This is a genomic window from Rhizobium sp. GCM10022189 (assembly GCF_042656325.1).
Lineage (GTDB): Bacteria > Pseudomonadota > Alphaproteobacteria > Rhizobiales > Rhizobiaceae > Rhizobium.
Genome location: NZ_JBHSOR010000039.1, coordinates 43,327 through 68,107, shown reverse-complemented (window position 1 = coordinate 68,107; position 24,781 = coordinate 43,327). Strand labels below are relative to the sequence as shown.

General features: G+C 60.5%; 21 protein-coding genes. 9 read left to right on the top strand and 12 right to left on the bottom strand.

The window, feature by feature from the left end; all coding sequences use genetic code 11:
* Positions 1–746 precede the first annotated feature (746 nt).
* Complete coding sequence (gene putA, locus ACFPWW_RS15355) at positions 747–4,448, bottom strand: trifunctional transcriptional regulator/proline dehydrogenase/L-glutamate gamma-semialdehyde dehydrogenase (RefSeq protein ID WP_377312394.1); 3,702 nt, start codon at positions 4,446–4,448, stop codon at positions 747–749.
* 403 nt (positions 4,449–4,851) lie between these two features.
* On the opposite strand from putA, the gene ACFPWW_RS15350 reads away from it, so the two are divergent.
* Both ACFPWW_RS15350 and ACFPWW_RS15345 read left to right on the top strand, forming a co-directional pair.
* Positions 4,852–5,346 (top strand): Lrp/AsnC family transcriptional regulator, encoded by a 495-nt coding sequence (locus tag ACFPWW_RS15350; protein ID WP_112704106.1) that lies wholly within the window; start codon positions 4,852–4,854, stop codon positions 5,344–5,346.
* Between the two features lie 99 nt (positions 5,347–5,445).
* Positions 5,446–6,141, top strand: a complete 696-nt coding sequence (locus ACFPWW_RS15345) for a flavin reductase family protein (RefSeq protein ID WP_377312393.1) — start codon at positions 5,446–5,448, stop codon at positions 6,139–6,141.
* Between the two features lie 13 nt (positions 6,142–6,154).
* On the opposite strand, the gene ACFPWW_RS15340 is transcribed toward ACFPWW_RS15345, so the two are convergent.
* The 5 genes from ACFPWW_RS15340 to ACFPWW_RS15320 form a co-directional block, all read right to left on the bottom strand.
* Positions 6,155–6,988 (bottom strand): carbohydrate ABC transporter permease, encoded by an 834-nt coding sequence (locus ACFPWW_RS15340; protein WP_112564282.1) that lies wholly within the window; start codon positions 6,986–6,988, stop codon positions 6,155–6,157.
* The gene (locus ACFPWW_RS15335; RefSeq protein ID WP_377312392.1) at positions 6,988–7,842 is read right to left on the bottom strand and encodes a carbohydrate ABC transporter permease; all 855 of its coding nucleotides are present in this window, start codon (positions 7,840–7,842) and stop codon (positions 6,988–6,990) included. The genes ACFPWW_RS15340 and ACFPWW_RS15335 overlap by 1 nt, the downstream gene beginning before the upstream one ends.
* 105 nt (positions 7,843–7,947) lie before the next feature.
* Entirely contained in the window at positions 7,948–9,168 is a 1,221-nt protein-coding gene (locus tag ACFPWW_RS15330) for an ABC transporter substrate-binding protein (protein ID WP_377312391.1), read from the bottom strand.
* Positions 9,169–9,356: 188 nt separating this feature from the next.
* Complete coding sequence (locus ACFPWW_RS15325; RefSeq protein WP_377312390.1) at positions 9,357–10,544, bottom strand: mandelate racemase/muconate lactonizing enzyme family protein; 1,188 nt, start codon at positions 10,542–10,544, stop codon at positions 9,357–9,359.
* Positions 10,545–10,604: 60 nt separating this feature from the next.
* Positions 10,605–11,300, bottom strand: coding sequence for an RraA family protein (locus ACFPWW_RS15320; protein ID WP_377312389.1), 696 nt, complete (start codon positions 11,298–11,300; stop codon positions 10,605–10,607).
* A gap of 195 nt (positions 11,301–11,495) precedes the next feature.
* On the opposite strand from ACFPWW_RS15320, the gene ACFPWW_RS15315 reads away from it, so the two are divergent.
* The 5 genes from ACFPWW_RS15315 (at position 11,496) to ACFPWW_RS15295 (ending at position 17,050) form a co-directional block, all read left to right on the top strand.
* On the top strand, positions 11,496–12,689 hold the full coding sequence (locus tag ACFPWW_RS15315) for a mandelate racemase/muconate lactonizing enzyme family protein (protein WP_377312388.1): 1,194 nt from the start codon (positions 11,496–11,498) through the stop codon (positions 12,687–12,689).
* A gap of 184 nt (positions 12,690–12,873) precedes the next feature.
* Complete coding sequence (locus ACFPWW_RS15310; protein WP_377312387.1) at positions 12,874–13,749, top strand: carbohydrate ABC transporter permease; 876 nt, start codon at positions 12,874–12,876, stop codon at positions 13,747–13,749.
* The gene (locus ACFPWW_RS15305; RefSeq protein ID WP_377312386.1) at positions 13,746–14,654 is read left to right on the top strand and encodes a carbohydrate ABC transporter permease; all 909 of its coding nucleotides are present in this window, start codon (positions 13,746–13,748) and stop codon (positions 14,652–14,654) included. Before ACFPWW_RS15310 ends, ACFPWW_RS15305 begins: the two co-directional genes overlap by 4 nt.
* A gap of 4 nt (positions 14,655–14,658) precedes the next feature.
* A complete protein-coding gene (locus ACFPWW_RS15300; protein WP_377312385.1) occupies positions 14,659–15,762 on the top strand; it encodes an ABC transporter ATP-binding protein in 1,104 nt (367 codons plus the stop codon).
* A gap of 40 nt (positions 15,763–15,802) precedes the next feature.
* Entirely contained in the window at positions 15,803–17,050 is a 1,248-nt protein-coding gene (locus ACFPWW_RS15295) for an ABC transporter substrate-binding protein (RefSeq protein WP_112564264.1), read from the top strand.
* Between the two features lie 77 nt (positions 17,051–17,127).
* On the opposite strand, the gene ACFPWW_RS15290 is transcribed toward ACFPWW_RS15295, so the two are convergent.
* Together ACFPWW_RS15290 and ACFPWW_RS15285 are read right to left on the bottom strand one after the other, a co-directional pair.
* Positions 17,128–17,571 (bottom strand): VOC family protein, encoded by a 444-nt coding sequence (locus ACFPWW_RS15290; protein ID WP_377312384.1) that lies wholly within the window; start codon positions 17,569–17,571, stop codon positions 17,128–17,130.
* Positions 17,572–17,574: 3 nt separating this feature from the next.
* On the bottom strand, positions 17,575–18,009 hold the full coding sequence (locus ACFPWW_RS15285; protein WP_112564259.1) for a VOC family protein: 435 nt from the start codon (positions 18,007–18,009) through the stop codon (positions 17,575–17,577).
* A 252-nt stretch (positions 18,010–18,261) separates the two neighbouring features.
* Between ACFPWW_RS15285 and ACFPWW_RS15280 the strand changes: the two genes are divergently transcribed.
* On the top strand, positions 18,262–19,134 hold the full coding sequence (locus ACFPWW_RS15280; RefSeq protein WP_377312383.1) for an IclR family transcriptional regulator: 873 nt from the start codon (positions 18,262–18,264) through the stop codon (positions 19,132–19,134).
* A 75-nt stretch (positions 19,135–19,209) separates the two neighbouring features.
* On the opposite strand, the gene ACFPWW_RS15275 is transcribed toward ACFPWW_RS15280, so the two are convergent.
* The 3 genes from ACFPWW_RS15275 to ACFPWW_RS15265 form a co-directional block, all read right to left on the bottom strand.
* The gene (locus tag ACFPWW_RS15275) at positions 19,210–20,334 is read right to left on the bottom strand and encodes a Gfo/Idh/MocA family protein (protein WP_377312382.1); all 1,125 of its coding nucleotides are present in this window, start codon (positions 20,332–20,334) and stop codon (positions 19,210–19,212) included.
* A gap of 9 nt (positions 20,335–20,343) precedes the next feature.
* Positions 20,344–21,273 carry a sugar phosphate isomerase/epimerase family protein gene (locus ACFPWW_RS15270; protein WP_377312381.1) on the bottom strand — a complete coding sequence of 310 codons (930 nt, stop codon included), beginning with the start codon at positions 21,271–21,273 and terminating at the stop codon, positions 20,344–20,346.
* 204 nt (positions 21,274–21,477) lie between these two features.
* On the bottom strand, positions 21,478–22,536 hold the full coding sequence (locus tag ACFPWW_RS15265; protein ID WP_112755651.1) for a substrate-binding domain-containing protein: 1,059 nt from the start codon (positions 22,534–22,536) through the stop codon (positions 21,478–21,480).
* 149 nt (positions 22,537–22,685) lie between these two features.
* Between ACFPWW_RS15265 and ACFPWW_RS15260 the strand changes: the two genes are divergently transcribed.
* A complete protein-coding gene (locus ACFPWW_RS15260) occupies positions 22,686–23,615 on the top strand; it encodes an aldo/keto reductase (RefSeq protein WP_112704096.1) in 930 nt (309 codons plus the stop codon).
* A gap of 58 nt (positions 23,616–23,673) precedes the next feature.
* Here the strand turns inward: ACFPWW_RS15260 and ACFPWW_RS15255 are convergent, their stop codons facing one another.
* Positions 23,674–24,540, bottom strand: coding sequence for an AraC family transcriptional regulator (locus ACFPWW_RS15255; RefSeq protein WP_377312380.1), 867 nt, complete (start codon positions 24,538–24,540; stop codon positions 23,674–23,676).
* Positions 24,541–24,781: the final 241 nt, after the last annotated feature.

Below are 24,781 nucleotides of genomic sequence, written 5' to 3'. Positions count from 1 at the left end.
CTTTTCTGCCAGCAACGGCGTGCTGAAAACTCCGGTCCCTTGAAGGCGGAGATCAGAGCTTTCGACAATCTTGCTCCTCGTTTTCAGCGCTTCGGCAGCGGCCTGCATGGTTGTGGGCAAGCGCGCAAGTTGTCTCCGACGGACGACCTCCGCTTTCGCTAGGCGGACCCCGATAAGTGACGAGACGACAGCCTTGACGGCAGAGCACGAGCGTAAATCGCGCAAGGTACTCACCAAAAAGCTGTGCAAGCGTCAGGTCGTCGCTGCTCCAAGCTCGGATCGGCCGGGGAACATCGCGTCAAGCGATCCCAAGCCCGCAGGATCAATGCAATAACCTCGCCGCTTGGTCACAAAAGAAAGTTCCATAAGATACGTTATGCGATCTAAATGTGTAGGGGTGTAGAGGCTATTTAGTAATGCGACAGTCTCGCCTCTCGATGCACTGGTCAATGCCAATGTCGGGAGCAAGGATGACGATCTTCAGCCCGGTTGAGATCAGGAGCGGTCGGAGTCGTCATGTCCTGTTTGATCACCATGTCGCAGAAAGAGTTGCATCGCCTCGAAGTCATCCAGAAGATCCGCAGTCGGCGCCGGAGCGTCATCCAGGGCGCCAATCCGCATAAGACCCACGGTAATTCATCACCTGGACGACGGCATGATGCGCGTGGGTGAGCTGCCCAATTTTCCCAGGGGGCCATCGATATGGGCATCGACTGAACGCACGACGCCCTATCAGTTTTCCGTACTCAGCCGATCGTCATGAGGCTGGCATTGCCGCCGGCGGCGGCCGTGTTGATGGAGGTCGACACCTCCTCGACGAGCCAGTTCAGGCAATAGGCCTCGATATCGTTCTCGATCTCTTCGGTGGTCGCCGACTGGACAAGAACCAGCGGTCCCTCAAGCGCGGCGATGGCCTTGTTGACCTCGAGAACGCGTGTTGCATCGCCCTCTATCAACGCCGCCGCGAACGGACCGTCCCGGTTCCAGTCGGACGTCCAGGTGACGCGTGCGGCAACTCGTTGCGGAAGATCCCCGGCGAGCGATCTGAGGCCGGAAGCTTCATCGACGAACAGGCGGTTTCCGGTTGCAAGACCGGCAGCGATCTGACGATAGAGGCCAAGCTCCGTTAGCGGCACGAGCAGAACCTTGCCTCGCGGATGAAGAGCGTACAGGTTCCTCTCGCCGACAGGACCTGCGAGCTCCTTTTCCAGGCCAACCGCCGAGAGGCTTCCCAGTTCGCGCGCCGCCTCCGCGTCCTGCGCCCGCCCCATCCGGGAGAGCCAGAGCGCGAAATCCGTGAGCGCCACATCGATATGAACGGAGCTGTGCTGGGGAGGAACCGGTGCCGTCTGAACGAGACGTCCGATGTAGAGCGGGCCGCCGGCCTTGGGACCCGTGCCCGAAAGTCCGCGCCCCCCGAACGGCTGGACACCGACAACCGCGCCGATGATGTTCCGGTTCACATAGAGGTTGCCGGCCTGCACCCGGCTGGTGACGTGGGCGATGGTTTCGTCGAGACGGGTATGAAGGCCGAAGGTCAGGCCGTAGCCAGAGCCGTTGATGTCGTCGATCAGGCGGTCGAGTTCCTCGCGCCGATAGCGGATCACATGCAGCACCGGGCCGAAAATTTCCTTCGTCAGCTCGGAGAGCTTCTTGAGCTCGATAATTGTGGGAGCCACAAAGGTTCCAAGATCGGCAGTGGCCGGCAGCGGAAGCTGGTCGACCTTGCAGCCGGCGGCGCGCATCTTTGCGATATGGCCGTCGATCTCCGCCTTCGCCTCGGCGGTGATGACCGGGCCGACGTCGATCTTCAGGCTGTCCGTTCGTCCGATCGTGAGTTCCCGAAGGGCGCCCTTGAGCATGGCCAGGGTGCGGTCGGCCACGTCCTCCTGCAGGCATAAGACGCGCAGGGCCGAGCAGCGCTGGCCGGCGCTGTCGAACGCCGAGCTTATGACGTCGGCGACGACCTGCTCCGCCAGGGCCGAGGAATCGACGATCATGCCGTTCTGGCCGCCGGTTTCGGCGATCAGCGGAATGGGCTTCCCGGATTTCGACAATCGCTGGACGAGCTGCGCCTGGATCATGCGCGCAACACCGGTGGATCCGGTGAACATGACGCCCGCCGTTTCGGGAGAATCGATGAGCGCCGCGCCCAGACGGCCACTTCCGGGCACGAACTGGAGCGCGCCCCTTGGCACGCCCGCTTCGTGTAGGATCTTCACGCTCTCATAGGCGATGATCGGCGTGACGCCGGCCGGCTTTGCCATGACAGAGTTTCCGGCGACGATGGCTGCTGCGACCTGGCCGGTGAAGATGGCCAGCGGAAAGTTCCATGGGCTGATGCAGACGACGGCGCCCAGCGGCACGTGAGCCGGTCCGAGCGTTTTCCTTGCCTGCTCGGCATAATAGCGAAGGAAATCGATGGCTTCACGCACCTCGCCGATCGCGTTTGCAGCGGACTTGCCCGCCTCGCGCATGATGATGCCCATCAGCTGCTCGATACGGGCCTGCATGATATCGGCTGCGCGATCGAGGCACGCGGCCCGTTCGGCAGGCGCTACAGCCGCCCACTCCCCTGCCCCGCGAGCGGCAAGGGCCGCAATCCTGGCCGCGTCTTCTGCGCGGACTTCCGTCACCTGTCCGACCGCGTCACCATGGTCTGCTGGATTGAGGATCGGCCGGGTTTCTCCTTCTTCAGAACCGTCAGCCAGAAGCGGCAGGGCGTGCCACGACGTCTTTGCGGTCATTACCAGGTTTGCAGCGAGCCGGCGCAGTTCGTCTTCATTGGTAAGATCGAGACCCGACGAGTTCCTGCGGTCGCTGCCGTAGAGGTCCCTGGGAAGAGCGATAAGATCGTGCGGCTTGCCGACGGGATTGTTGGCTTCGACGAGATCCACCGGATCGGCGACGAGGTCGTCGACGGAAATGTTCGGATCGGAGATGCGGTTCACGAACGAGGAATTCGCGCCGTTCTCGAGCAGGCGGCGTACGAGATAGGCAAGCAGGGTCTCATGCGTTCCGACCGGCGCGTAGATGCGGCACGGGCGGTCAAGTTTCTGTTGTCCCACCACCTCGTCGTAGAGAGGTTCGCCCATGCCGTGAAGGCACTGAAACTCGTATTTCCCGACCTGGAAATCGGGACCCGCAAGATGGTAGATCGTCGCCAGCGTCTGGGCGTTATGCGTGGCGAACTGCGGGAAGATGACATCCGTCGCAGCCAGCAGCTTGCGCGCGCATGCGACATAGGCGACGTCCGTGTGAATCTTGCGCGTATAGACCGGGAAATCCGGCAGGCCGTCAAGCTGCGCACGCTTGATCTCCGCATCCCAGTAGGCGCCCTTGACGAGACGCACCATCATGCGCCGGCCGGAGCGGCGGGCAAGATCGATAATATAGTCGAGAACGAACGGGCAGCGCTTGCCGTAGGCCTGGACGACGAAACCCAGGCCGTTCCAGCCTTGCAGTTCGGCGTCGAGGCTGAGTTCCTCGAGAAGGTCGAGAGACAGTTCAAGCCGGTCGGCCTCTTCGGCATCGATGTTCAGGCCGATGTCGTATTTTCGCGCAAGCAGTGCAAGTTCGCGCACCCGCGGGAAGAGCTCATCCATGACGCGCTTTGATTGGGCGCGGACGTAGCGGGGATGGAGCGCCGACAGCTTGATGGAGATCCCCGGCCCTTCATAGACGCCGCGGCCGCCCGAGGCCTTGCCGATCGCGTGGATGGCGTTTTCATAGTCCCGATAGTAGCGTTCGGCGTCCTTTGCCGTCGTCGCAGCCTCGCCCAGCATGTCGTAGGAATAGCGGAAGCCCCGGGCTTCGAGCGGACGTGCGCGTTTCAGTGCCTCGTCGATCGTCTCGCCGGTCACGAACTGCTCGCCCATCATGCGCATCGCCATGTCGACGCCGCGGCGTATGACCGGCTCGCCGCAGCGGGCGATCAGCCGCGTCAGCGCCGCCGCGAGGCTGCGATCGTTAACGGTGGCGGTCAGTTTGCCGGTGACGACCAGTCCCCAGGTCGCGGCATTGACGAACAGGGAGCGGCCGCCGCCAAGGTGAGACTTCCAGTCGCCCTCGGAAATCTTGTCGCGGATCAGGGCGTCACGGGTCGCTGTATCCGGAATGCGCAGGAGAGCTTCGGCAAGACACATAAGGGCAACACCCTCCTGGCTTGAGAGCGAATATTCCTGAACCAATCCTTCGACGCCGGTTCCCTTGTGCTTGGCACGAAGCGCCTCGATCAGCCTGCGCGCAGTGTTGCGCACGGCCGCCTTTGTGTCGGCGGAAAGCCGGGCGGCCTCGACAAGAGGCGGCAGGCATTCGGTTTCCGGGCGGCGGTAGGCCGCCGTGACTGCCTTACGCAGGTCCGACTGCTCGCGGATCGGAGGTGCGAACTGCGCGAAGGGTTCGGATGAATTTGAACCAGGGCCGTTGTCAGCGACGACTTTGAGCATTGCAGAGCCTACTTAGGAGCGTTGGTTGAATTTGAAACTGTCGCAATTCGTGGCCCGAAGAGCTTTCCGGAAGAAGGCGCCGCCCCAGAGCGTCCGCCCCAGTTCGGTCGATTTTGAAGGTCCTTGGTCATCGGGTATCCGCCGAACAATGGCCACGCGATGATACGCCCCTCGCGTGACATCGTCCAATCCGGCGAACGGGATCGATCTTGCTGCCACGCGTCAGGAATTCATCCCGCCTGCGCTCCGGAAAATCCTCTCCCGATATCCATTCCCGCGCCGTGCCCATAGTCGTCCCTCAGGAGCCACGGCACAGAGGTAGCACAACGCAGATTGTCGATCTCACTGGATTTTCATCCGCAATAGAGACATTGATCTTATTTATTGATATCTGGAGATCGAAATGGCTACTGAAGGCGGCACTTTTAGTGAACTTGACCAGTTCGACAGAAAGATCATCGAGGCACTGACCGAAGATGGCAGAATGTCCATCACGGACCTGGCGGCGCGCGTCGGTCTTTCAAAGACACCCTGCCAGTTGCGGTTCAAACGCCTCGTGTCCGAAGGATTCATCGAGGGGTTTAAGGCGGTCCTGAACCCGTCCAAGATGCAGCTCGACCATATCGCCTTTGTGGAGGTAAAGCTGTCGAATACCACCGAGGATGCCCTCAGGAGATTCAACGAGGCCGTGAAGAAGATCAAGGAAGTCGAGGCGTGCCACATGATCGCCGGGCGCTTCGACTATCTCCTGAAGGTTCGCACGCGCGATATCGGCAAGTATCGTCGCGTACTCGGGGAAAAGATTTCAACGCTCCCGTATGTCGCAAGCACATCGACGAACCCGGCGATGGAAACCGTCAAGGAGGGCTGGGATGCGTTTCCGCCGGCCCTTCCCTGACAGCCGACGCATGAGCGCCATTGTCGGATTGGCCGGTTTCTCTGTCCGCTTGCATTCTTTCGCCGCCCACGCTTAAGGAGACATGGTCCTCGAAGAGGAGTGGCGGGCGATCAGTTTACGGATGCAATCGGCTCCGCACATGCCTTATCGCGCGAAATACACGACCGCAATTTCACCACCGGGCTTCAAATGAACGAGCATATGAAAGCGGTTGAACTCAGGAAGGCCTTTCGGCTGATCAATTACGGGCCAACGGTTCTGGTGTCGGCCCGGCACAACGGCATCGACAACGTGATGGCCGCCGCCTGGTGCTGCGCGCTCGATATAGATCCCCCGAAGCTGACCGTCGTCGTCGACAGGATTGCCCGAACGCGCACGCTGCTCGAGGCGAGCAGGCGTTTCGTCATACAGGTGCCCACGGTCGCTCAACTCCGGCTGACCCACGAGGTTGGAAATCGCAGCCTCTATGAGGAGCCGGACAAATTGCAGGCGTCAGGGGTGACGGTTTTTGACGTCCCGGGTCACGACCTGCCCTTCGTGGAAGGCTGCTCGGCCTGGCTCGCCTGCGAACTGGTCGATGAGCCTCATATCCGGGATGCCTACGACCTGTTCATCGGTGACGTAACCGCCGCGTGGGCGGACGATCGCGTCTTCCGCGACGGGCACTGGCACTTTGAAACGGCCGGCCCGGAATGGCGCAGCCTGCACCACGTTGCGGGCGGCCATTTCTACGCGATTGGCGAAGCGCTCTCGGTTGAAGCCGAACCCGCCGAACGCGCGCCGCCCTCGCCCTGATCAGAAGTTTCATTCAGCCTTTGGTCGCCCCTGCCGTCAGTCCGCCGACGAAAAGGTTCTGGAAGAAGAGGAACAGGAGAGCGATCGGCACCGTCATCACCATGGAGGCGGCCATGACCGCTCCCCAATCGGTGTTGAACTCGGTCGAAAATTCCGCAAGGCCGATCGGCAGGGTCTTGACCGAGGAATCCGTTGCAAAGCAGAGCGCGAAGATGAACTCGTTCCAGGTGGTCACGAAAGCATAGACCACGACAGCCACCAGCCCAGGCGTGGAGAGCGGAAGCGTGATGCGAAAAAGCACGCCGAGGCGCGAGGCGCCGTCGATCGTCGCGGCCTCTTCCAGCTCGACAGGTATCGCCCGGAAATAGCTCGTCAGCATCCAGACACTGAGCGGCAGGGTGATGATCATGTAGACCAGGATCAAACCCCAATAGGTATTGACCAGGTGCAGATAGCGCAGCGTGATGAAGAGCGGCACGATGATCGCCGCCGTCGGCAGCAATTGGCCGATCAGCACCAGCGATTGCAGAAAGCGCCTGCCGCGGAACTCGAAACGGGCAAAGCCGTAGGACGCAAAGATTGCCAGGATCAGCGCAAGGCCTGTGGAACCGACAGAGATCACGACGCTGTTCAGGAAGTAGCGCGGAATGTTCGAGCTGAAGATGACGTTGACATAGTTGCCGATCGTCGGCGCCGACGGCAGCCAATGCGGCGGCACCGTGTAAAGTTCGGGAAGCGTCTTGATCGAGGACAGCGCCATCCAGGCGAAGGGGAAGAGGCAGACGGCCACGAGAACAAGCGAGCAGAGTGCAATCGTCAGCGTTCCAAGGCGGTTTCTTCGTACCATCACGCCTCTCCCGGCCTTGCCGCCAGAACCTTCAGGTAGATCGCCACGAGCACAGCCGCCGCAAGGAAGAAGATGACCGACAGCGCCGCCGCCTGATTGAACTGGAAACTCTCGAAAGCGAGCCGAAAGATCTGGATCGGCGTGATCAGCGTCTTGTTGGCAGGCCCACCTTTGGTGATGGCGTAAATCAGCGTGATCGAGTTGAGGCCCCAGATGACCAGCAGCAGCGTTACCGCGGTGATGACCGGACGGACCTGCGGCAGCGTGACGTACCAGACCTCCTCCCAGAAATTGGCGCCGTCGACCTTGGCCGCCTCATAAAGCTCCTTCGGGATCGCCTGCAGGCCGGCGAGAACCATAATCGCCACGAACGGAAACAGCTTCCAGACGTTGATGGCGATCAGAACCGGCATGACGGTACCGCTATCCGTCAGCCAGCTGACCGGCGCCGGGATGATGCCGGCGCCGGTCATCATGTAGTTGATGATGCCGAATTCGGTGTGGAACATCCATGCCCACGTTGTCGCGGCAACGATACCGGGAACGACCCAGGGAATGAGCGTTATCGAACGCAGAATGGCACGGCCGGTAAATTGCTGGTTGAGCAGGATGGCCGTCGCCGTGCCGAGCGCCACCTGAAAGACGATCGACCCGCCGACGAAATAGATGAGATTGACGAAGGCCTGCCGCGTCACCGGCGGACGCAGCACATTCACGAAATTCCTGCCTGTGAAAGCGCCCTGCGCATTGGTGGCGCTGAGCAGGGCCGTATAGGCGATCGGATAGGCGATCAGCATGGCCAGCACGATCATGGCGGGCAGGACAAACAGAAGACCTGTAGATGGGCGGCCCATGGGGCGACCTTTCTTGTGATGCGGCGGGAATATCATCTGGCGTCGGCGGCGCGGGCGGCGCCGACGCCGCCCGCTGCAAAACCACCTTGCCTGCTCGGCGCTTCATCAGCTGTCGAGCAGCGCCTGAATTTCATCCTTGGCCTGATCCATGGATGCCTGCGGATCCTGATCGCCGGAAAGAACCCGCTGCACGCCATCGAACAGGGCTTGCGAAATCTCCACCCAGCGGGGCGTGTTCGGCGCCGGCCGGCCGAAGGGAAGCATGGCCGCGAACTGTTTGAGCATGGGATCCTGGAATCGCGGCTGAGACAGGGCCGAAGCGCGGGCCGGGAACGTATCGGTGAAGAAGCCCTGATTGTCCGACGTCGCGAGGAACTTGATGAACTTCCGGGCATCGTCGGGATTCTTGGCATCCTTCGGGATCACATAGCTCCAGCCGCCAATGATACCGGCAGTCTGCTTACCCTCCGGGTGCGGTGTTGCCATGGCGCCAAGCTTCATGTCGGGCTTTGCCTGCATGATCGGGGCGATGTCGAATTGACCGGCCTGATACATGGATACCTTGCCGGCGATGAAGAGCTGGCGGTTGGCAATGCCGTCATTCTGCAGCGTCGAATCCGGCGAGTACTTGTTCTTGTAGAAGTCCGTGTAGAATTTGACCGCAGCGACCGCTTCCGGCGTATTGACCACGGCGGTCTTTCCATCGACGCTGATGACGTCCCCGCCATTCATCCAGATTAGCGGCAGCAGACGGGTAACGGTATTGCCGACCTCACCGCCGCCGGTGATCGCCATGCCGAACTTGCCGCCCGTCGTCAGCTTCTTTGCCGCGTCCGTCCATTGAGCCCAGGTCTGCGGCGGATTGGCAGGATCGAGCCCGGCTGCCTGGAAGTCGCTGATGTTATAAAGCATGCCCACGCATTCGATGCGATACGGAATGCCGTAGAGCTTGCCGTCATAGGTGTCGTAGTTGATCGCCGCCTTGTTGTAATCGTCCTTGTCCTCGATGACATCGTCAACCGGCAGCACCAGACCATTATGCGCATAGCCCTGAACCCAGGGATGCTGAACCTCGATAATATCTGGCGTCGCGCCGGACTGCAGCGCAGTCAGGATGCGCTGCGGCAGGCCGTTTGCCGTCGTGATCTCCATCTTGATCGTGATATCGGGATTGGCCTTCTGGAAATCGGCAGCCAGTTTCTCCGCTCGCGCCTGGCCCCAGTTCGGCGTCCACCAGACCACCTCGCCGGCCATTGCATTCGTGTATGCGAATGAAAGTGCCGAGACTGCTACGGCCGTCATGACCGTCATCTTCATCTTGTCCATTGTTCTCCTCCTTCGTGCGACATTTCGGTCGCCTCCGTCTCCTCAGACCTTTCTGCTACCGGTATCCGCCAGGGTGGCTCCTCTTTCCACCAGGCCACACTTTCATGCGACCTACGCAGATACCGGACTATTCAAATATGAACTGATGACGTTTCACTATATAACTTTTTGGCGCAGAGCACTAGCTGTCAATCGCGCCCGCCCTCCTCGGCCTGCCCGAAGGTTGCAGCTCCCGTTGCGACACCGCTCGTGCTCATGCTGCCGTCGAACAGCGGCACATCGTATGGTGCATAGGGATAGCGCGCGCAGGCTTCCTCATTCAGTTCGACGCCCAACCCTGGCGCCGTTGGCGCAAGAATTGCGCCGTTGTCGAATTGCAGCGTCTCGCGAACCAGTTCCTTGCGCCAGGGCACGTCGATCGAGACGGTTTCAAACACCGAGAAATTCGGTATCGCCACCGACATGTGCAGGGTCATCGCATTCATGACGGGTCCGACCGGATTGTGCGGGGCAACCGGAATGAGATGATAATGCGCCATATGCGCAATGCGCTTCGTCTCCGCGAGGCCGCCGGCATGGGAGACATCCGGCTGCAACACATCCACCGCCTTCTTGGCCAGCGCCTCGAGGAAGCGCGTAGGTTCGTACCAGCGTTCACCAGCGGCGATCGGCACGGCGCTTGCCGCGCGCACCTCGGCAAGCGCATCGATGCTTTCCGGCGGCGTCGGCTCCTCGATCCAGCGTAGATCGAACCGCGCGAGTTCGCGGCACATGGCAATCGCCGTCGGCACGTTCAGCCGGCCATGCACGTCGAGCATCAGGTCCACGTCCGGCCCGACCGCATCGCGCACCGCGGCCACGATATCGATCGTCTGGCGTCGCTGCTTGCCGTTCATTTCGAGATCGGCGACATCGAAGGGGTCCCATTTGAGGGCGCGGTATCCCATGGCGACCGCCGCGCGGGCCTTCTCGGCATATTGTTCCGGCGTCGCCGCACCGAAGAACCAGTGATTGGCATAGCATTCGACCCGGTCGCGATATTTGCCGCCGAGAAGTTCGAAGGCCGGCACGCCGAGCGCCTTGCCCTTGATATCGAGAAGCGCCGCCTCGATTGCGCCGAGCGCGGTGCGAAAGACCGCGCCGGTCCGCCAGTAGGAATCGCGATGCAATTGCTCGACGATGGCATCGACGGCAAACGGATCGCGCCCGATCAACACCCGCTCCAGTTCCTCCAGGGCGGAGACGACCGTTTTGGTCTTCCATTCGAGCGTCGCCTCGCCGACGCCCTCCAGCCCCTCGTCCGTGTAGAGCTTCACGAAGACGAAGTTGGTCCGCGAAACATTGGCGACGAAGACCTTCTGCGCCGTAATTTTCATGGTTTCCTCCCGGCCGCGGGTCTCGCAAGCCGCTTGACGACTGTTCTAGCGGCGAACGGATCAAAGCCGTCCGTATTTCGCGTAGATATCGGCAACATCGCCGCCGGCACGGATTTCATCGCGCGAGCGGTTCTCGATCGTCAGAACCTCTTCGGCGCGTATCAGAACGGCTTCAACCTTGTCGGCGGGAATGACCATCACGCCATCCATGTCGCCAAACAGCCAATCGCCCGGATTGACCCTGATCTGCGAGGTCAGCGTGCCGGTCACGGCAACCGGGACTTCGATACCGCTGATACGCGTGCGCCCCCGTGACTCGATCGGGGAAAGATAGCGGGTAAAGACCGGCCAGTCCTCCATTCCCAGGAGGATATTGCCATCGCGGATTCCACCGTCAACAACGACGCCAGCCGCGCCTCGTGCCTTGGAAGCAGTGCTCATCAGTTCGCCCCAATGGCCGGCCTTGCGCTCGCCAGCCGCCGAGACCAGCACGACGCAACCTGGATACATGCGGCGGAAAAAGGTGAAGGTTTTGACCTCCTCGAGATCATATTCTTCGTCACTGCGCATGTCGGCAGTCACGGCGACCGTAAAGGCAGGACCGGCAATGCGCATCGATCGGTCGAGCGCATGAACGCCGAGATCGATACATTGATTGGGCAGTCCCATCTCGTCCAGAATGTCGTAGACTGCAGCCGTATAGAGCTTCTTGAATCGCTCGGCCCTGCCCGCGACCTCTGCATGCTGCGTAACCATGGCCTGCCTCCTCCAGCTAAGCCCACTCCTGCAAGCACGTTAAGAAACAGTCGCTCCCCGATTGTTTCCTATTTGAACTTTCAAAGTTCTCTAATGAATGGTAATGGAAGGATCGGAGTCTTGTCAATCGCTCTTGAGGGCCGATGGGCGCCCAGGCGCGGACATCCGATAAAACCGATACAGGGAGGAGCGGATATGAAGATCGTCGACCTCAAATGCGCCGTCATCGGCAAGAGCCCGATTGTGCGCATCGTCACCGACGAGGGCATTTCCGGCTACGGTCAGGCCGAGACATGGAAGCCCTATCTCAAGCCGCATATCCTGGCCTTCCGCGAAGCGCTGATCGGCGAGGATCCGACCAATGTCGAGCGCGTGATGCTGAAGATCCGCCAGCGCGGCAGTTTCAAGCCCTGGGGCTCCGCCGTCAGCGTTATCGAGATGGCGCTCTGGGATGTAGCGGGCAAGGCCGCGAACCTGCCGGTGCACAAACTGCTCGGCGGGCGCGTACGCGATCGCATCCGTGTTTATAACGGCTCCATTCGCTTTCCGGTGAGCGGTTACCAACCGGAGCACATGGCCGACGATCTGAAGAAGATGATGGATCTGCCGGAAGGCTTCACCATCATCAAACAGCCGATCGGCTTTCATTCGCCGATGAAGCGCATCCCGGATTTCTACTATGGCGAACCCAATGCCAGCCCCTTCCATGGCGCGCTCGATCGCGGCCCGATCACCGAAAAAGGCCTGCGGCACCTGGTTGATTGCGTCGCCGCGATGAAGGAAGTCGCGGGCGACAGGATCGGTCTTGCGCTCGATTGCGGCCCAGGCTGGATGCTGCCGGATGCAATCCGCCTTGCCCGCATGCTGGAGCCCTACCATGTGCTGTGGATCGAGGACCTGCTGTCCGGCGACTATACGCCCTGGGTCAATGCCGGCGTCTATCGCGAACTCACACGTGCCAGCACGACACCGATCCATACCGGCGAACAGATCTACCTGCGCCAGAATTTCAAGGAACTGATCGAGGGCCATGCAGTCAATGTCGTCGGCCCCGACCCGGCCGATGTCGGCGGCATCGCCGAACTGAAATGGATCGCCGAATATGCCGACCTTCACTCGATCATGATAGCGCCGCATGGAACGGCCAACGGGCTGCTCGGCCTTGCGGCGCTGATCCAGGTTTGCGCCACCCTGCCCCACAATTTCATCGCCTTCGAATACACGACCGGTGATCCGGACTGGTGGTACGACATCGTCGAGGGGCTGCCGAAGACGATCGTCAAGAATGGCTTTGTCGATGTGATCGACCGACCCGGCATGGGTGTCGATCTCGTGCCCGAAAGGGCAAAGCCGTATCTGACGGAAGACGATCAGGCATTCTTCGATTGACCCGCTTCGTTCCGGCAACCCAACCTCAGCGCGAATAACTGGAGCGGTCGCAGCCAATTGTCATTTGACATCGCGATTTTTTGATTCCTATAGTTGGTCTGTTATGAACTAGATATTGTTCATATAAGAAACAGGTCACGGCGCACCGGAGGAGCGGAACGCCGGCGACCTGAGGAGGAGGCTCATGGGAATCCGATGGAGCCGCGTCACCCCGCATCTGGCCGTTGCGCCCGCGGCGTTGCTGACGCTTGTCTTTTTCATTGGAGCGATAGGCTGGACCGTCTATCTCTCCTTCACGGCATCCAGACGCTTTCCCGACTATGAACTGGTCGGCTGGAAGCAGTACTGGCGGCTTTTTCACGATCCGTCCTGGATCCTGTCGTTGCAGAACCTCGTCATCTTTGCCGTGGGCAGCCTGCTGTCGATCGTTACGGGCTTCATTCTCGCCGCGCTGATCGACAAGGAGGTGCATGGCGAGGGCGTCTTCCGCACCGTTTTTCTCTACCCGCTCGCTGTCTCGCTGATTGTCACCGGTCTTGTCTGGCGCTGGCTCTTCAATCCGGGGCTCGGCGTCGAGAACGTGCTGCACTCGATGGGCTGGGAAAGCGCTTCCTTCAACTGGCTTGCGAGCCAGGATACGGTCATGTTCGGTGTCATTCTGGCAGCCGTCTGGCAATCGACCGGTTTCTTCATGGCCCTGATGCTCGCCGGGTTGAAGTCGATCAATACCGAGATCTGGCAGGCTGCGCGCCTTGATGGCGTTCCCTTCTGGCGGCTCTATATCGAGGTCATCATTCCCATGATGAAACTCACCTTCCTGACCTGCATCATCCTGCTCTGCATCGGCGTGGTGAAGGCCTACGACATCATCGTCGCCATGACCAATGGCGGACCGGGCGGCGCATCGGTCATGCCGGCCTATTTCGTCATCGACGCCTATTGGCAGAAGCAGAATCTCGGCTTCGCCTCGGCAGGTGCGACCGTCATGCTTTTGACGACGCTCCTGCTCTTCCTGCCGCTCGTCATCATCACCGCCATCCGGCAAAGGAGGGAAGCATGACGGCGATATCCGCCACATCGCAATCCGGCCGCGAGACGAAAGTGCGCCGGCGCCCGCTGATCCGTCCGAGCCGGGTGGTGATCTTCGTTTTCCTGTTGATGGCCGCCGCCTTCTTCGCAGTGCCGCTCTATGTCATCGTCGTCACATCCTTCAAGACGATGGACCAGATCCGCGAGGGGCAGATCTTCTCCCTGCCCTCGCCCTGGACGACCGAGGCCTGGTCCTATGCCTGGATGCAGGCCTGTTCGGGCATGAACTGCAACGGTGTGCGCGTCGGCTTCATCAACTCGCTCTACATTCTCGCCCCGAGCCTCATTCTGACCATCTCGCTGTCGATCGTGACCGGCTACGGGCTGGCGCTCTGGAACGTCAAATGGGCGAACGGCTTCCTGTTCGTGCTTTTCATCTGCGCCTTCGTGCCGTTCCAGATCATCATGTATCCGCTGATCAAGATTACCGGAGCGCTGCATATCTACGGCACGACATTCGGCATTGCCGTCATTCACAGCGTCTTGTCGATGCCGTTCCTGACATTGATTTTCCGCAATTATTTCCGGGGCATGCCGCCGCAGATCATTGCCGCCGCGATGATCGATTCCGGTTCCTTCTGGCGGATCTTCTTCGAAATCGTCCTGCCGATGTCCGGCAATATCATGATTGTCGTGCTGATCCTGATGATTACGGGCATCTGGAACGACTTTCTGGTGGGCCTCACCTTCGGCGCGCAGGACACGCAGCCGATGACGGTCGTGCTCAACAACATCACGGTCACGACGACCGGCGCCAAGAACTATGCGGTCGACATGGCCTCGGCGCTGCTCACCGCTCTGCCGCCGCTCGTCATCTACTTCGTTCTCGGCAGGTTCTTCGTGCAGGGCATCACTGCCGGCGCCATCAAGGGATAGAGGCATGCCTTCCATTGCATTCAACAATATCGTGAAGAAGTTCGGCGCGCTGACGGTCATCGAGAACCTGAACCTCAGCATCGGCGACGGTGAGTTTCTGGTGCTGCTCGGACCGTCCGGCTGCGGCAAGACGACACTTCTCAATCTCCTGGCCGGTCTGCTGGAAATCGATGACGGCGAAATCCTTATCGACGAACGGGATGTCAGCTACCTCGACCCCAAGGACCGCGGCCTTGCCATGGTCTTCCAGTCCTATGCGCTCTATCCCACCAAGACGGTGCGCGGGAACATGAATTTCGGACTGTCTTCCCGCGGCATTTCGCGGGAGGAGGCGGACAGGCGGATCGCCTGGGCCGCCAAACTGCTGCAGATCGAGCATCTGCTTGACCGCAAGCCGTCGCAGCTTTCCGGTGGCCAGCGCCAGCGCGTGGCGATCGGCCGGGCGCTGGTGAAACAATATGGTGTGTGCCTGTTCGACGAGCCGCTTTCGAACCTCGATGCCAAGCTGCGCAACGAAATGCGCATGGAGATCAAGAAGCTCCATAACCAGCTCAGGAATACCGTCGTCTACGTCACGCACGACCAGGTCGAGGCAATGACCATGGCGACCAAGATCGCGGTGATGAACAAGGGCGTCATCCAGCAATTCGGCACGCCGGACGAAATCTACAACGAACCCGCCAATCTTTTCGTCGCCGATTTTGTCGGCTCTCCGGCGATGAACCTGCTCGACTGCACGATCAGGCGTGACGGTGGCGATCTCGTCGCCGTGGATGAAAGGGACGGCATCCGCATCAATCTCGGCGAATATAAGTGGAAGGCGAAGGCGGACGAAGGCAAGCCCGTCAAGATCGGTTTCCGCGCCGAGGAACTTCTGATCGAGGAGCGTCAGGATGCCGGCAATACCGTCCGCTTCGACTGCCCGGTCGAATATTTCGAAAAATCCGGACCCGACGCCTTTGCCTTCCTGACCATGTCGGGAAAGAGCGTCGCCGTGCGCATCGATGGGCGTGACGCCAACCGCTACCGCAGCCAGCCGGCTTTGCCCGTCTATCTGCCGCTCACCAAGTTGAACGTGTTCGACGCACCGACCGGCCAGCGCCTGTAATCAGAAAGATGTGACCAGATTTAACAGGGAGGAATGCTGCATGACGAAATGGAAATCGCTGAAGAGACTATCGCTTCTGCTGGCCGCGACCACGCTTGCCGCCAACGCATGGGCAGATGAGGTCGTCGTCTACCACACCTGGTCCAAGCCATCCGAAATCGCGGCGCTCGGCGTTCTCCGCGATGCCTGGGCAAAGGACGGGCACCAGTGGAAAGACTTGTCCATCGCCCACGATTCCGGCGCCAATGTCAGCCTGATGAACATGATCACCGGCGGCAATCCGCCGGCAATCTTCATGAATTCCGATCCCGGCATCTATCGGGATCTGAACAAGCAGGGCCTCGGCGTGCCGCTCACCAAGCTGTTCGACAGCATTGGCGCCACGAAGAATTTTCCGCCCTCGGTTCTGAAAAACATCACCGTCGACGGCGAGATCATGAAGGCGCCGGCGACGGTGCATATCGACGGGATGGTCTATTACAACAAACATGTCGCCGAAGCGGCCGGCGTCGATCCCAAATCGTGGAAATCGCTCGACGACCTCTTCGCGGCCTTCGACAAGGTCAAGGCTGCCGGCTACATCCCGATCGCCCAGGGCGGCGACCAGTTCCAGAAAGCCTATCTGCTGCAGGCGCTGATCGCCTCCGAGGAAGGCCCCGATATCTACAACCGTTTCTACGGTGAAAAGCCCGACCGCACCGTGATCGATACGCCGGAAATGCGGGCGGCGCTGAAGCGCTTCCGCCAGATCGCCGAACACACCGATCCCGGCTCGCCCAACCGCCAGTGGAACGACACGACCAATCTGGTCATTACCGGCAAGGCCCTGCTGCAGATCCACGGCGACTGGATGAAGGGCGAGTTCCTGGCCGCCCAGAAGAAGCTCGGCGAGGATTTCGACTGCATGAACATTCCCGGCACCAAGGCGGTCGTCGTCACCGTCGATTCCTGGGGTTTCCTCAACACCAACAATGCCGACACCGCGAAAGCCCAGGAAGACTTCGCCAAGCTCGATGTCGACCCGAAGCTCAATGCCGAATTCGTCTTGAAGAAGGGCGCGAGCCCCGTCCGTACCGATGCCGATACGACCAATCTCGACGCCTGCAACAAGCTTGTCCTCGATACGTTGAAGGATCCGACGAAGCAGGTCTCCAACCCCTTCAATACGGCCGATGCCGACTGGTATCGCACCATCTGGCAGGAGGCCGACAAATATTGGAGCGATCCGAAGCGGACCGAAGACGAGTTCGTGCAGGCGATGCAGGACGCCTACGACCAGATCTTCTAAGGACCACCAAACACAAAACCCGGCAAATCACTGCCGGGTTTTCTCATCAATCCGTGATACGGAGAAAAACAGTCCAATCAGACTGATTCTGCATGCAATCTTCTGATGGCCTGCAGCTGAATGCAATCCGGCGCCATTTCCATGACCTCGATCTGCGTGCCGTCGGGATCTTCGATCCATGCGCCGCGATTGCCGTCGATGCCGATTTTGGTCGGCCTTGGCTTGCTCGGCTGGATGCCGACCTTCGCGAGCTCTTCGAACGTCTTGTCGATATCTTCGACGGTGAGGCAGATATGGAAGATGCCGATCGTATCGGGCGCAGTTTCCGGCCGCTTCACGCCCTTCGGGAAGAGTTCGAGATATTGGTCGTCGTTGATGCGCAGATAGACGATCCACGCCTCTCCCTGATCGTTGAGCAGCCGCGTCATCTCGCGAAAGCCGAGTTTCTGGTAAAACGCCAGGGACTTGTCGAGGTCATTGACGCGCACGGCGATGTGGCCGAGATGTTTGAAAAGATCCATGGCTCAGACCAGCCCCTTGATGCGGCGAACGGCGGCCGTCTGCATGGCGCCTGCGCCAAGCTGCATCAGTTCGATCCGGTTGCCTTCCGGATCCGCGATCCAGGCCTGGTAATTGTTGTCGACGCCGAGCTTCTTTTCGGCCGTCAGAACGACGCCGCGGCTGGTGATATCGGCAATCGCCTCGTCGATATTTTCGACCTCAAGGCAGAGATGGTTGTAACCGACATTGGCAAAGGGCGGCGCGCTGTCGCCGACGCCTTCGGGAAACAGTTCGATGAACTGGGTGTCGGTGATCCTGAGATAGACGATCCACAGTCGGCCGTCGCGCTCGAGCCGGAACATTTCGTCGAAACCGAGCTTGTTGACATAGAAGTCGAGCGAGCTGTCGATGTTCTTCACACTGACGGCCACATGCCCGATCGATTTCACACTCTTCATTGCATCCTCCTCCGTATTTCCGTTGAACGCGCACAAGGCAGCGCCCGCCGAACCTCCGATCCGGCGCCGCTTCCGGAACGTCGCGTCGGATAACAATCGACGTGACGTTTCTTATTTGAACTGATATAAGTTCATTTATGAATTTACCGGTATTCTCATGCCGGAGTCAATCGAAAGGAGCCGCGATTGCGTGAACTCCACGCATTGCTTATGGAAGTCGAAGCGTTGCCTGACAGGCTTGGCAGGATTTGAATGACCGACATTAGTGAAGACGCCGCGCAGAAATATCGCATCCCAGTCATCGAGCAGATGGTGGAGGTGTTTGCGCTCCTGGAACGGACACCGGAGGGCGCGACGATCCGTGACGTCGTCAAGGCCGTGAAGTTGTCGCGGACGACCGTGTACCGCATGCTCAACACGCTCAGCGCCTATGATTTCGTGCATCGTTCGCCGGCGGGAAGTTATACGCTCGGCCGACGTCTCCTGACGCTTGCGGCCCATGTCGCCCCGACCGTTGCGAGCTACGACCTCCTGGCGATTGCGCAGCCGCATCTGAACCGGATTTCCGAGCTTCTGGGCGAGGGCAGCAAGCTGACCGTACCATCCGGCGACAATATTCTGGTTGTCGCCTCCGCCCAAGGGCACGGCCAATACGCACTGTCGGCGACGGCCGGACAGCGCCTGCCGTTTCATGCAGGTGCCGCCGGCAAGATCCTGCTTGCCTTTTCACTGCAGGAAGATATCGAGCGCCGCCTGACCAAGCTCGAGCGCTTCACCAACCAGACGATTACCGATCCCCGGCGAATGCTCGAAGAGCTGGCGCTGATCCGCAAGCAGAACTGGGCGCGGGACATGGGCGAGCAGATGTCCGGCGTGCACGCAATCGCAGCCCCCATCAGGGATCACCAGGACACGGTCATTGCTGCCGTCAGCGTTCCCTTCGTCACAGGCGTGGACGAAAAGCGCGTGGCCGACATCCGGCAGGCCGTGATTGCGGCGGCGCAATCGATCACCAACGACATCCGATCCGCAACGCCCGAGATGTCGTCGACAAACCCCGCTGCCGAGAAGCCGGTTCCAAAGCGCGCAAGTCGAAAAACGGCGGCAAAGCCGAAGCAGCGATAAGGTCTGCCCGCCGAAGACCTTCTCCCCTCGGCAGGCGGTGCATTCGCGCGCCGCCCGACCGACCGGGAGGAAACTTCAGGTGAAATTGCCTTCCTTCAGATGTTTCGGGATCGGATCCGGCCGGCCGCAACTGCTGCGGATGGCGACCGACCGCCTCGATTGGGCGGACCGCTCAAAGGCCGTCATCACCTCGAGCGCGTGAAATGCGAGTTCCGAGGAAACGCGATGCGGCCGGCCGGAGCGCAGCGAATCCACCATCTCGGCAGCCCCCAGCCCCCTGAGGCCGAGATGGCCGGGAACGCCTTCGACATAGGGATGGTCGACTGCCACCTCCTCCCAGGCCTCACCACCTTCGGTGAAGATCTCGACCTTGCCTGTGAAGTTGTTCGGGTCCGGCGTTATCATCGAGCCTTTGGAACCATAGATTTCGATCTGGTTGTGCTTGTGTTTGATGACGTCGAAACTCGTCGCGATCGTGACGGTCGCGCCGCTATGGAATTCCATCACGCCGGTCAGGTGCGTCGGCGTCAGCACCTTGATCGTCTCGCCGAATCGCGGCTCCGTCTTCACGGTCCGCTCTATGCGCGTGACCTTGGCGGCGCCGAACACTTCGCGAACCGGCCCGAGAAGGGCGATCAGGTTGGTGACATAATAAGGACCGACATCAAGCATCGGCCCGCCGCCGCGGCCATAGAAGAAGGCCGGGTTGGGGTGCCAATGTTCGTGGCCGGGCAGAAGCAGCATCGCGGTTGCGGAAACGGCGGTGCCGATGCGACCCTCGTCGTAGAGGCGGCGCGTCAGCTGATGGCCGCCGCCGAGAAACGTATCGGGGGCGCAGCCGAGCCTGAGATCACCGGCGCGGGCGAGCGCCATCAGTTCCTCGGCCTCTTCCATGGAAACGCCGAGCGGCTTTTCTGAATAGACGTGTTTGCCGGCAAGCAGCGCCTTCTTGCTGATCGAATAATGGGCGGTCGGTGTCGTGAGGTTGATGATGAGGCCGATTTCCGGATCGGCGAGCATCGCATCGAGCGACACCGACTGGACGCCGAATTGCTCGGCAAGCTTGCGCGCAGGCTCCTGGTACAGGTCGTAGATCGACTTCACGCGAATGAAATCGAACATATGCAGCATTGCGACATAGGTGGCGCTGATATTCCCGGCACCGACGATGCCGACTTTCATGGGGCTGTTCGCGCTCATTCTGGCTCCTCAGGCAATAGTGATATCGAGTTCGGCGGCGCACTCACGCAGGTAGCAAATGCCGCGTTTCATTTCGGAATCGAATTCCGGCGTAGCTTCGCGGAAATGGGTCCAATGCGACGCGCCGGGCGCATCCTCGAGCTCGAGAGTGATCGGTCCGGAATAACCTATGGTGCGCAGCGCCGCGAAAATTGCCTTCCAGTCGATCTTGCCGCGACCGGGGCGCCAGTGGGCGTTGGTGTGCCCCTCATTGTCGGAGAAATGCGTGTTGTAGATCCGGTCCGCAAGCTGCAGCACGACGTAATGCGGCATGTCGCCGGCAGGAAAGAGATGGCTGGGGTCGAAATTCAGCCCGAGATTGGGAGCGCCCGTACGCTCGATCAACCGCAACATTCCCTGGCCGGAGCTGACCCAGCGATAGGGATGCGGCTCGATGGCGACACGCAGCCCGGCATCCGCTGCGATGGCGCAGGCGGCCGCGAAGCCTTCCACGACAACCTCATATTCCTCTGCCCAATCCCATTCCGGCTTTACGACAGCCGACCATTCCTGGGCGGTCGGCCGCTGCAATATCGGTCGGATATCCGATTGGAAAGGATAGGGCGTCATGCCTGTCACGATCGGCGCACCGATCTTTGCCGCAAGCTCGACGCCGCGTTTGTAGGCGTCCAGATCCGCACGCGAAACCGGCGCGCCCTCCGCACGTGAGAACGGCAGGTTGTAGAAGAAATTGGTCAGCGTCAGTCCTTCGCCGTCGGCGATCGACTTGAGTTCGCGGATCGTCTCGTCGGAGTAATAGCCGAGCATGTCGACCGACCATGCCGTCAGCTCGACCCCCTTGCAGCCGGTAGCCGCCAGCCGTCGCAAGGGCGATGCATAAGGCGGGTTCCAGTTGAACGTCCAGATTGGCGAACCGAAAAATAGCGTCTGAGCACCCACGCCGTCCTCCCATCATTGTCGCAGTGTCTTTCCTGCCCTGGAGCGCTCCACCCCGCCCCATGGCCCATTCGTAACGTTACGAATGCACGGCATGGCTTCGGCTGTCAACGCCTCAGATCATCATGATCCTGCGGCGTCGTGGCATGAATCGAGGAATTCGTAACGTTACGAACAACTTGCCCCGGGAGCGAATTCCCAATGTTTTTAGCGGAGGCTGAATTCGCTGCGGCGTTCGACAAAACTAGCGCGAACGACTTCGGTCAGGCTGGATGCCGGTTCGCCCTGCATCGACCTGTAGAGGAGATTGCTCAGGCGCTGTCCGATGACGAAATTCGGAAAATAGTAGGTGCTGAGCGGCGGATTGTAGAAGTCGTGGAGGCGACTGCCGGAATAAGTGAGGATGGAAAAATCCTCTCCGACCTTTCTGCCAAGATCGGCCAGCGCGGAAACGAAGCCGAGAGCCGCCTCGTCGCTTGCCACGAAGGCGCTCGTCACATCGGGATATTTGGCAAGCGCGTCGACGGCAATCTTCTTGCCGCTGTCGGGCGTGGTCGCGGTGAAGAACATACGTTCGTCGGGAACGGTCAGGTTCCGGCGGTTGAACTCGGCTGTCCAGCCCTTGATGAATTGCAGGCTGTAGGTGAACTGGCTGGAGGGGGCGACGAGCAGTGGCGCCTTGTGTCCGGCATCGAGCAGACGCGCGGCCGCCGCGGCACCGATCTCTTCGTGGTCGATATCGATGCTCGGATGTTTGCTAAGCAGCTCGGTGCGGCCGAAGGTGACGAAAGGCATGCCGACCTCCAGCAGATATTTCACGCGATCGTCCTGTGGCCGCGTATGGGTGAGGATGATGCCGTCGACAGTTCCCTCCTCGACAAGATCGCGCACGGTTGCCAGCGGGTCGTCAGCCTGAAACTGCGGAGCGACCGTCGTGCGATAGCCATATTGCTTGATTGCGCCGCAGAAGCCTTCGATCAGGGAGGCGACGACGATGTTCATCTCCCCGTCCCGCTGAAACGGCATCACGACACCGACAGCATGAGTCTTGCCCGTTCTCAGATTGATGCCGCCGAGATTCGGCCGGTAGCCGAGGTCGGATGCGGCCTTCTTGACGAGATCGACCGTCTCCCGGTTGACCTCGGGGCCATCCTTCAGTGCGCGGCTGACGGTCGTAACGGAAAGACCGAGGGATTTCGCCACAGTGCGCAATGTCACCCGCTGGGCCACCCTGCGGGATGCCGCCTGTTTCGCTTGATCCGCCACGCAAATTCCCTCCGATTCGACAGCCGCCTCCCTGCCGGAAGACGGCAATATCCAGCCTAACATGGGAACGCTTCGGCTAGCCACGCCGCCGTCCTTCCCCTATTAAGCGGATAACTATCTAGTTATTTCCCAACCCCGAGGTAATCATCATGAAATCCTACAGGCTTCCGCAAACCGACCTCGACGTGTCGAGCATCATTCTCGGAATGATGCGGATTGCCAATATGAGCAATGGCGAAATCCAGCAACTGGTCGGCGCCGCGCGGGACGCCGGCGTGACGTTCTTCGACCATGCCGACATCTACGGCGGCGCGCCGCATCGCTGCGAGGCCCGTTTCGGCGAGGCGATCTCGCTTGGCGCGGCCGAGCGGGAAAAACTCGTCATCCAGAGCAAAGTCGGCATCCGCAAGGGATTTTTCGATTTCTCCGCCGCGCATATTCTGGCCTCTGTGGACCAGTCGCTCGCCGCACTGAAGACCGACTATCTGGACGTGCTTCTGCTGCACCGCCCGGATACGCTCGTCGAGCCCGAGGAGGTCGCGGCAGCCTTCGACGCGCTCAAATCGTCGGGCAAGGTCCGGCATTTCGGCGTCTCCAATCACACACCTGGCCAGATCGAGCTGCTCAAGACCGCGGTCAAGCAGCCGCTCATCGTCAACCAGGTGCAGCTCAGCATCACCCATGCGCCGCTGATCGCATCGGGCGTTGCGGCCAACATGGCCGGACTTGACCAGTCGGTCGATCGCGACAACGGCCTGCTCGACTATTCCCGTATCAACGGCATGATGCTGCAGGCGTGGTCGCCGTTCCAGAAGGGCTTCTTCGATGGCGTGTTCCTCGGCGATCGTGAGAATTTTGCCGATCTGAACGACGCCATCGACGAGCTCGCGAAAGCCTATGGCGTGACCCCGACCGGCATCGCTGTTGCCTGGATCACCCGCCATCCGGCAAAAATCCAGGTCGTTCTCGGCACCACAAAACCGGAGCGCGTCGCCGAAGCCGCCGCCGGTTCTTCTGTCGCGCTGACCCGCGAGGAGTGGTATCGCCTGTTCAGGGCGGCCGGACACACCCTGCCTTAACCTTCACCGACGATGCGGCCGCCCGACTGTCGGGCGGCCGATCCCGAAGCGCAGCCGATCATGCGATAATCGCCATTTTCGCATATTCGCTTGGAGGGCAGCCGACCCTCTGGCTGAACGCGGTGCTGAACGCACTGGCAGAACGGTAGCCGACCTTTTCGGCAATCTCTTCCAGACTGCTACGGGAATAGCGCAAGGCGTCCTTGGCAACAGCCATCCGCCACCGCAATAGGTATTCGACGGGCGCAAGCCCGACCGCCTCCGAAAACTTCCTTGCAAAGGCCGAGCGCGACATGCCAGCCCGGTGCGCCAGGTCGGCGATCGTCCAGCCGCGCCGCACGTCGGAATGAATGTCGCCGATTGCCCGGGCAAGCTGGGGATCGGAAAGCCCGCGCAGCATGCCAGGGTGAAGCAACCTGGAAGCTTCCCTGCGCAGGGTTTCGATCAGCAGCACTTCGAGCAATCTGGACAGGATGAGATCGCTGCCGGCGCGCGCGTTTGCCGCCTCGTCGCGAATGTAGGAAATCAGACCGCCAAGCCGCGGGCCGATCCCCTCGCCCGCCCGGACGTGAACAAGCCGCGGCAGGAGTTCAGCCAGGAGGTCTGCGTTGGTCGGATCACACAGGATGCAGCCGCCGACGATCCTGGTGGCGCTGCCGTCATCGACGGAACCGATCACGATCTCACCGTCGACCAGATGGCGAGCCTTGAAATCGTCGTCAGAGAGAACGACGCGCTCACCCGGCCTGCTGAAGAAGGAATCCGCAGCCGGACTGCCTGAGAGGACGAAGTCTCCGGCTTCCAACCGGATGCTTTCGCCGCCGGCAGCAAACAGGGCCGCTCCCTCGATCAGGAAATACAGCATAGGCCCCGGTTGAGGCGGAACCTGAATGCCCCAGTCACCGAAGGCCACCATGCTGCCCATCAGCACCGTCCTGGGCCTCAGCAGCTGAACCACATCCGTCAAAGCGTCCAATGGTACGATCCGTAAGGCAAAGCGAGTTCCTCATTATGGATCGCACTCCGCCGCCGATCCAGCGCCGAATGCCTCTCGATCGAAGCTGCCCACCGTATTCCTGCAAATTTGTGGACGATCCATAATGCAATATGGACATCATATTATTCATAGTCCGATCGATTGGCCATAGCCTCGTGATATCGATGTA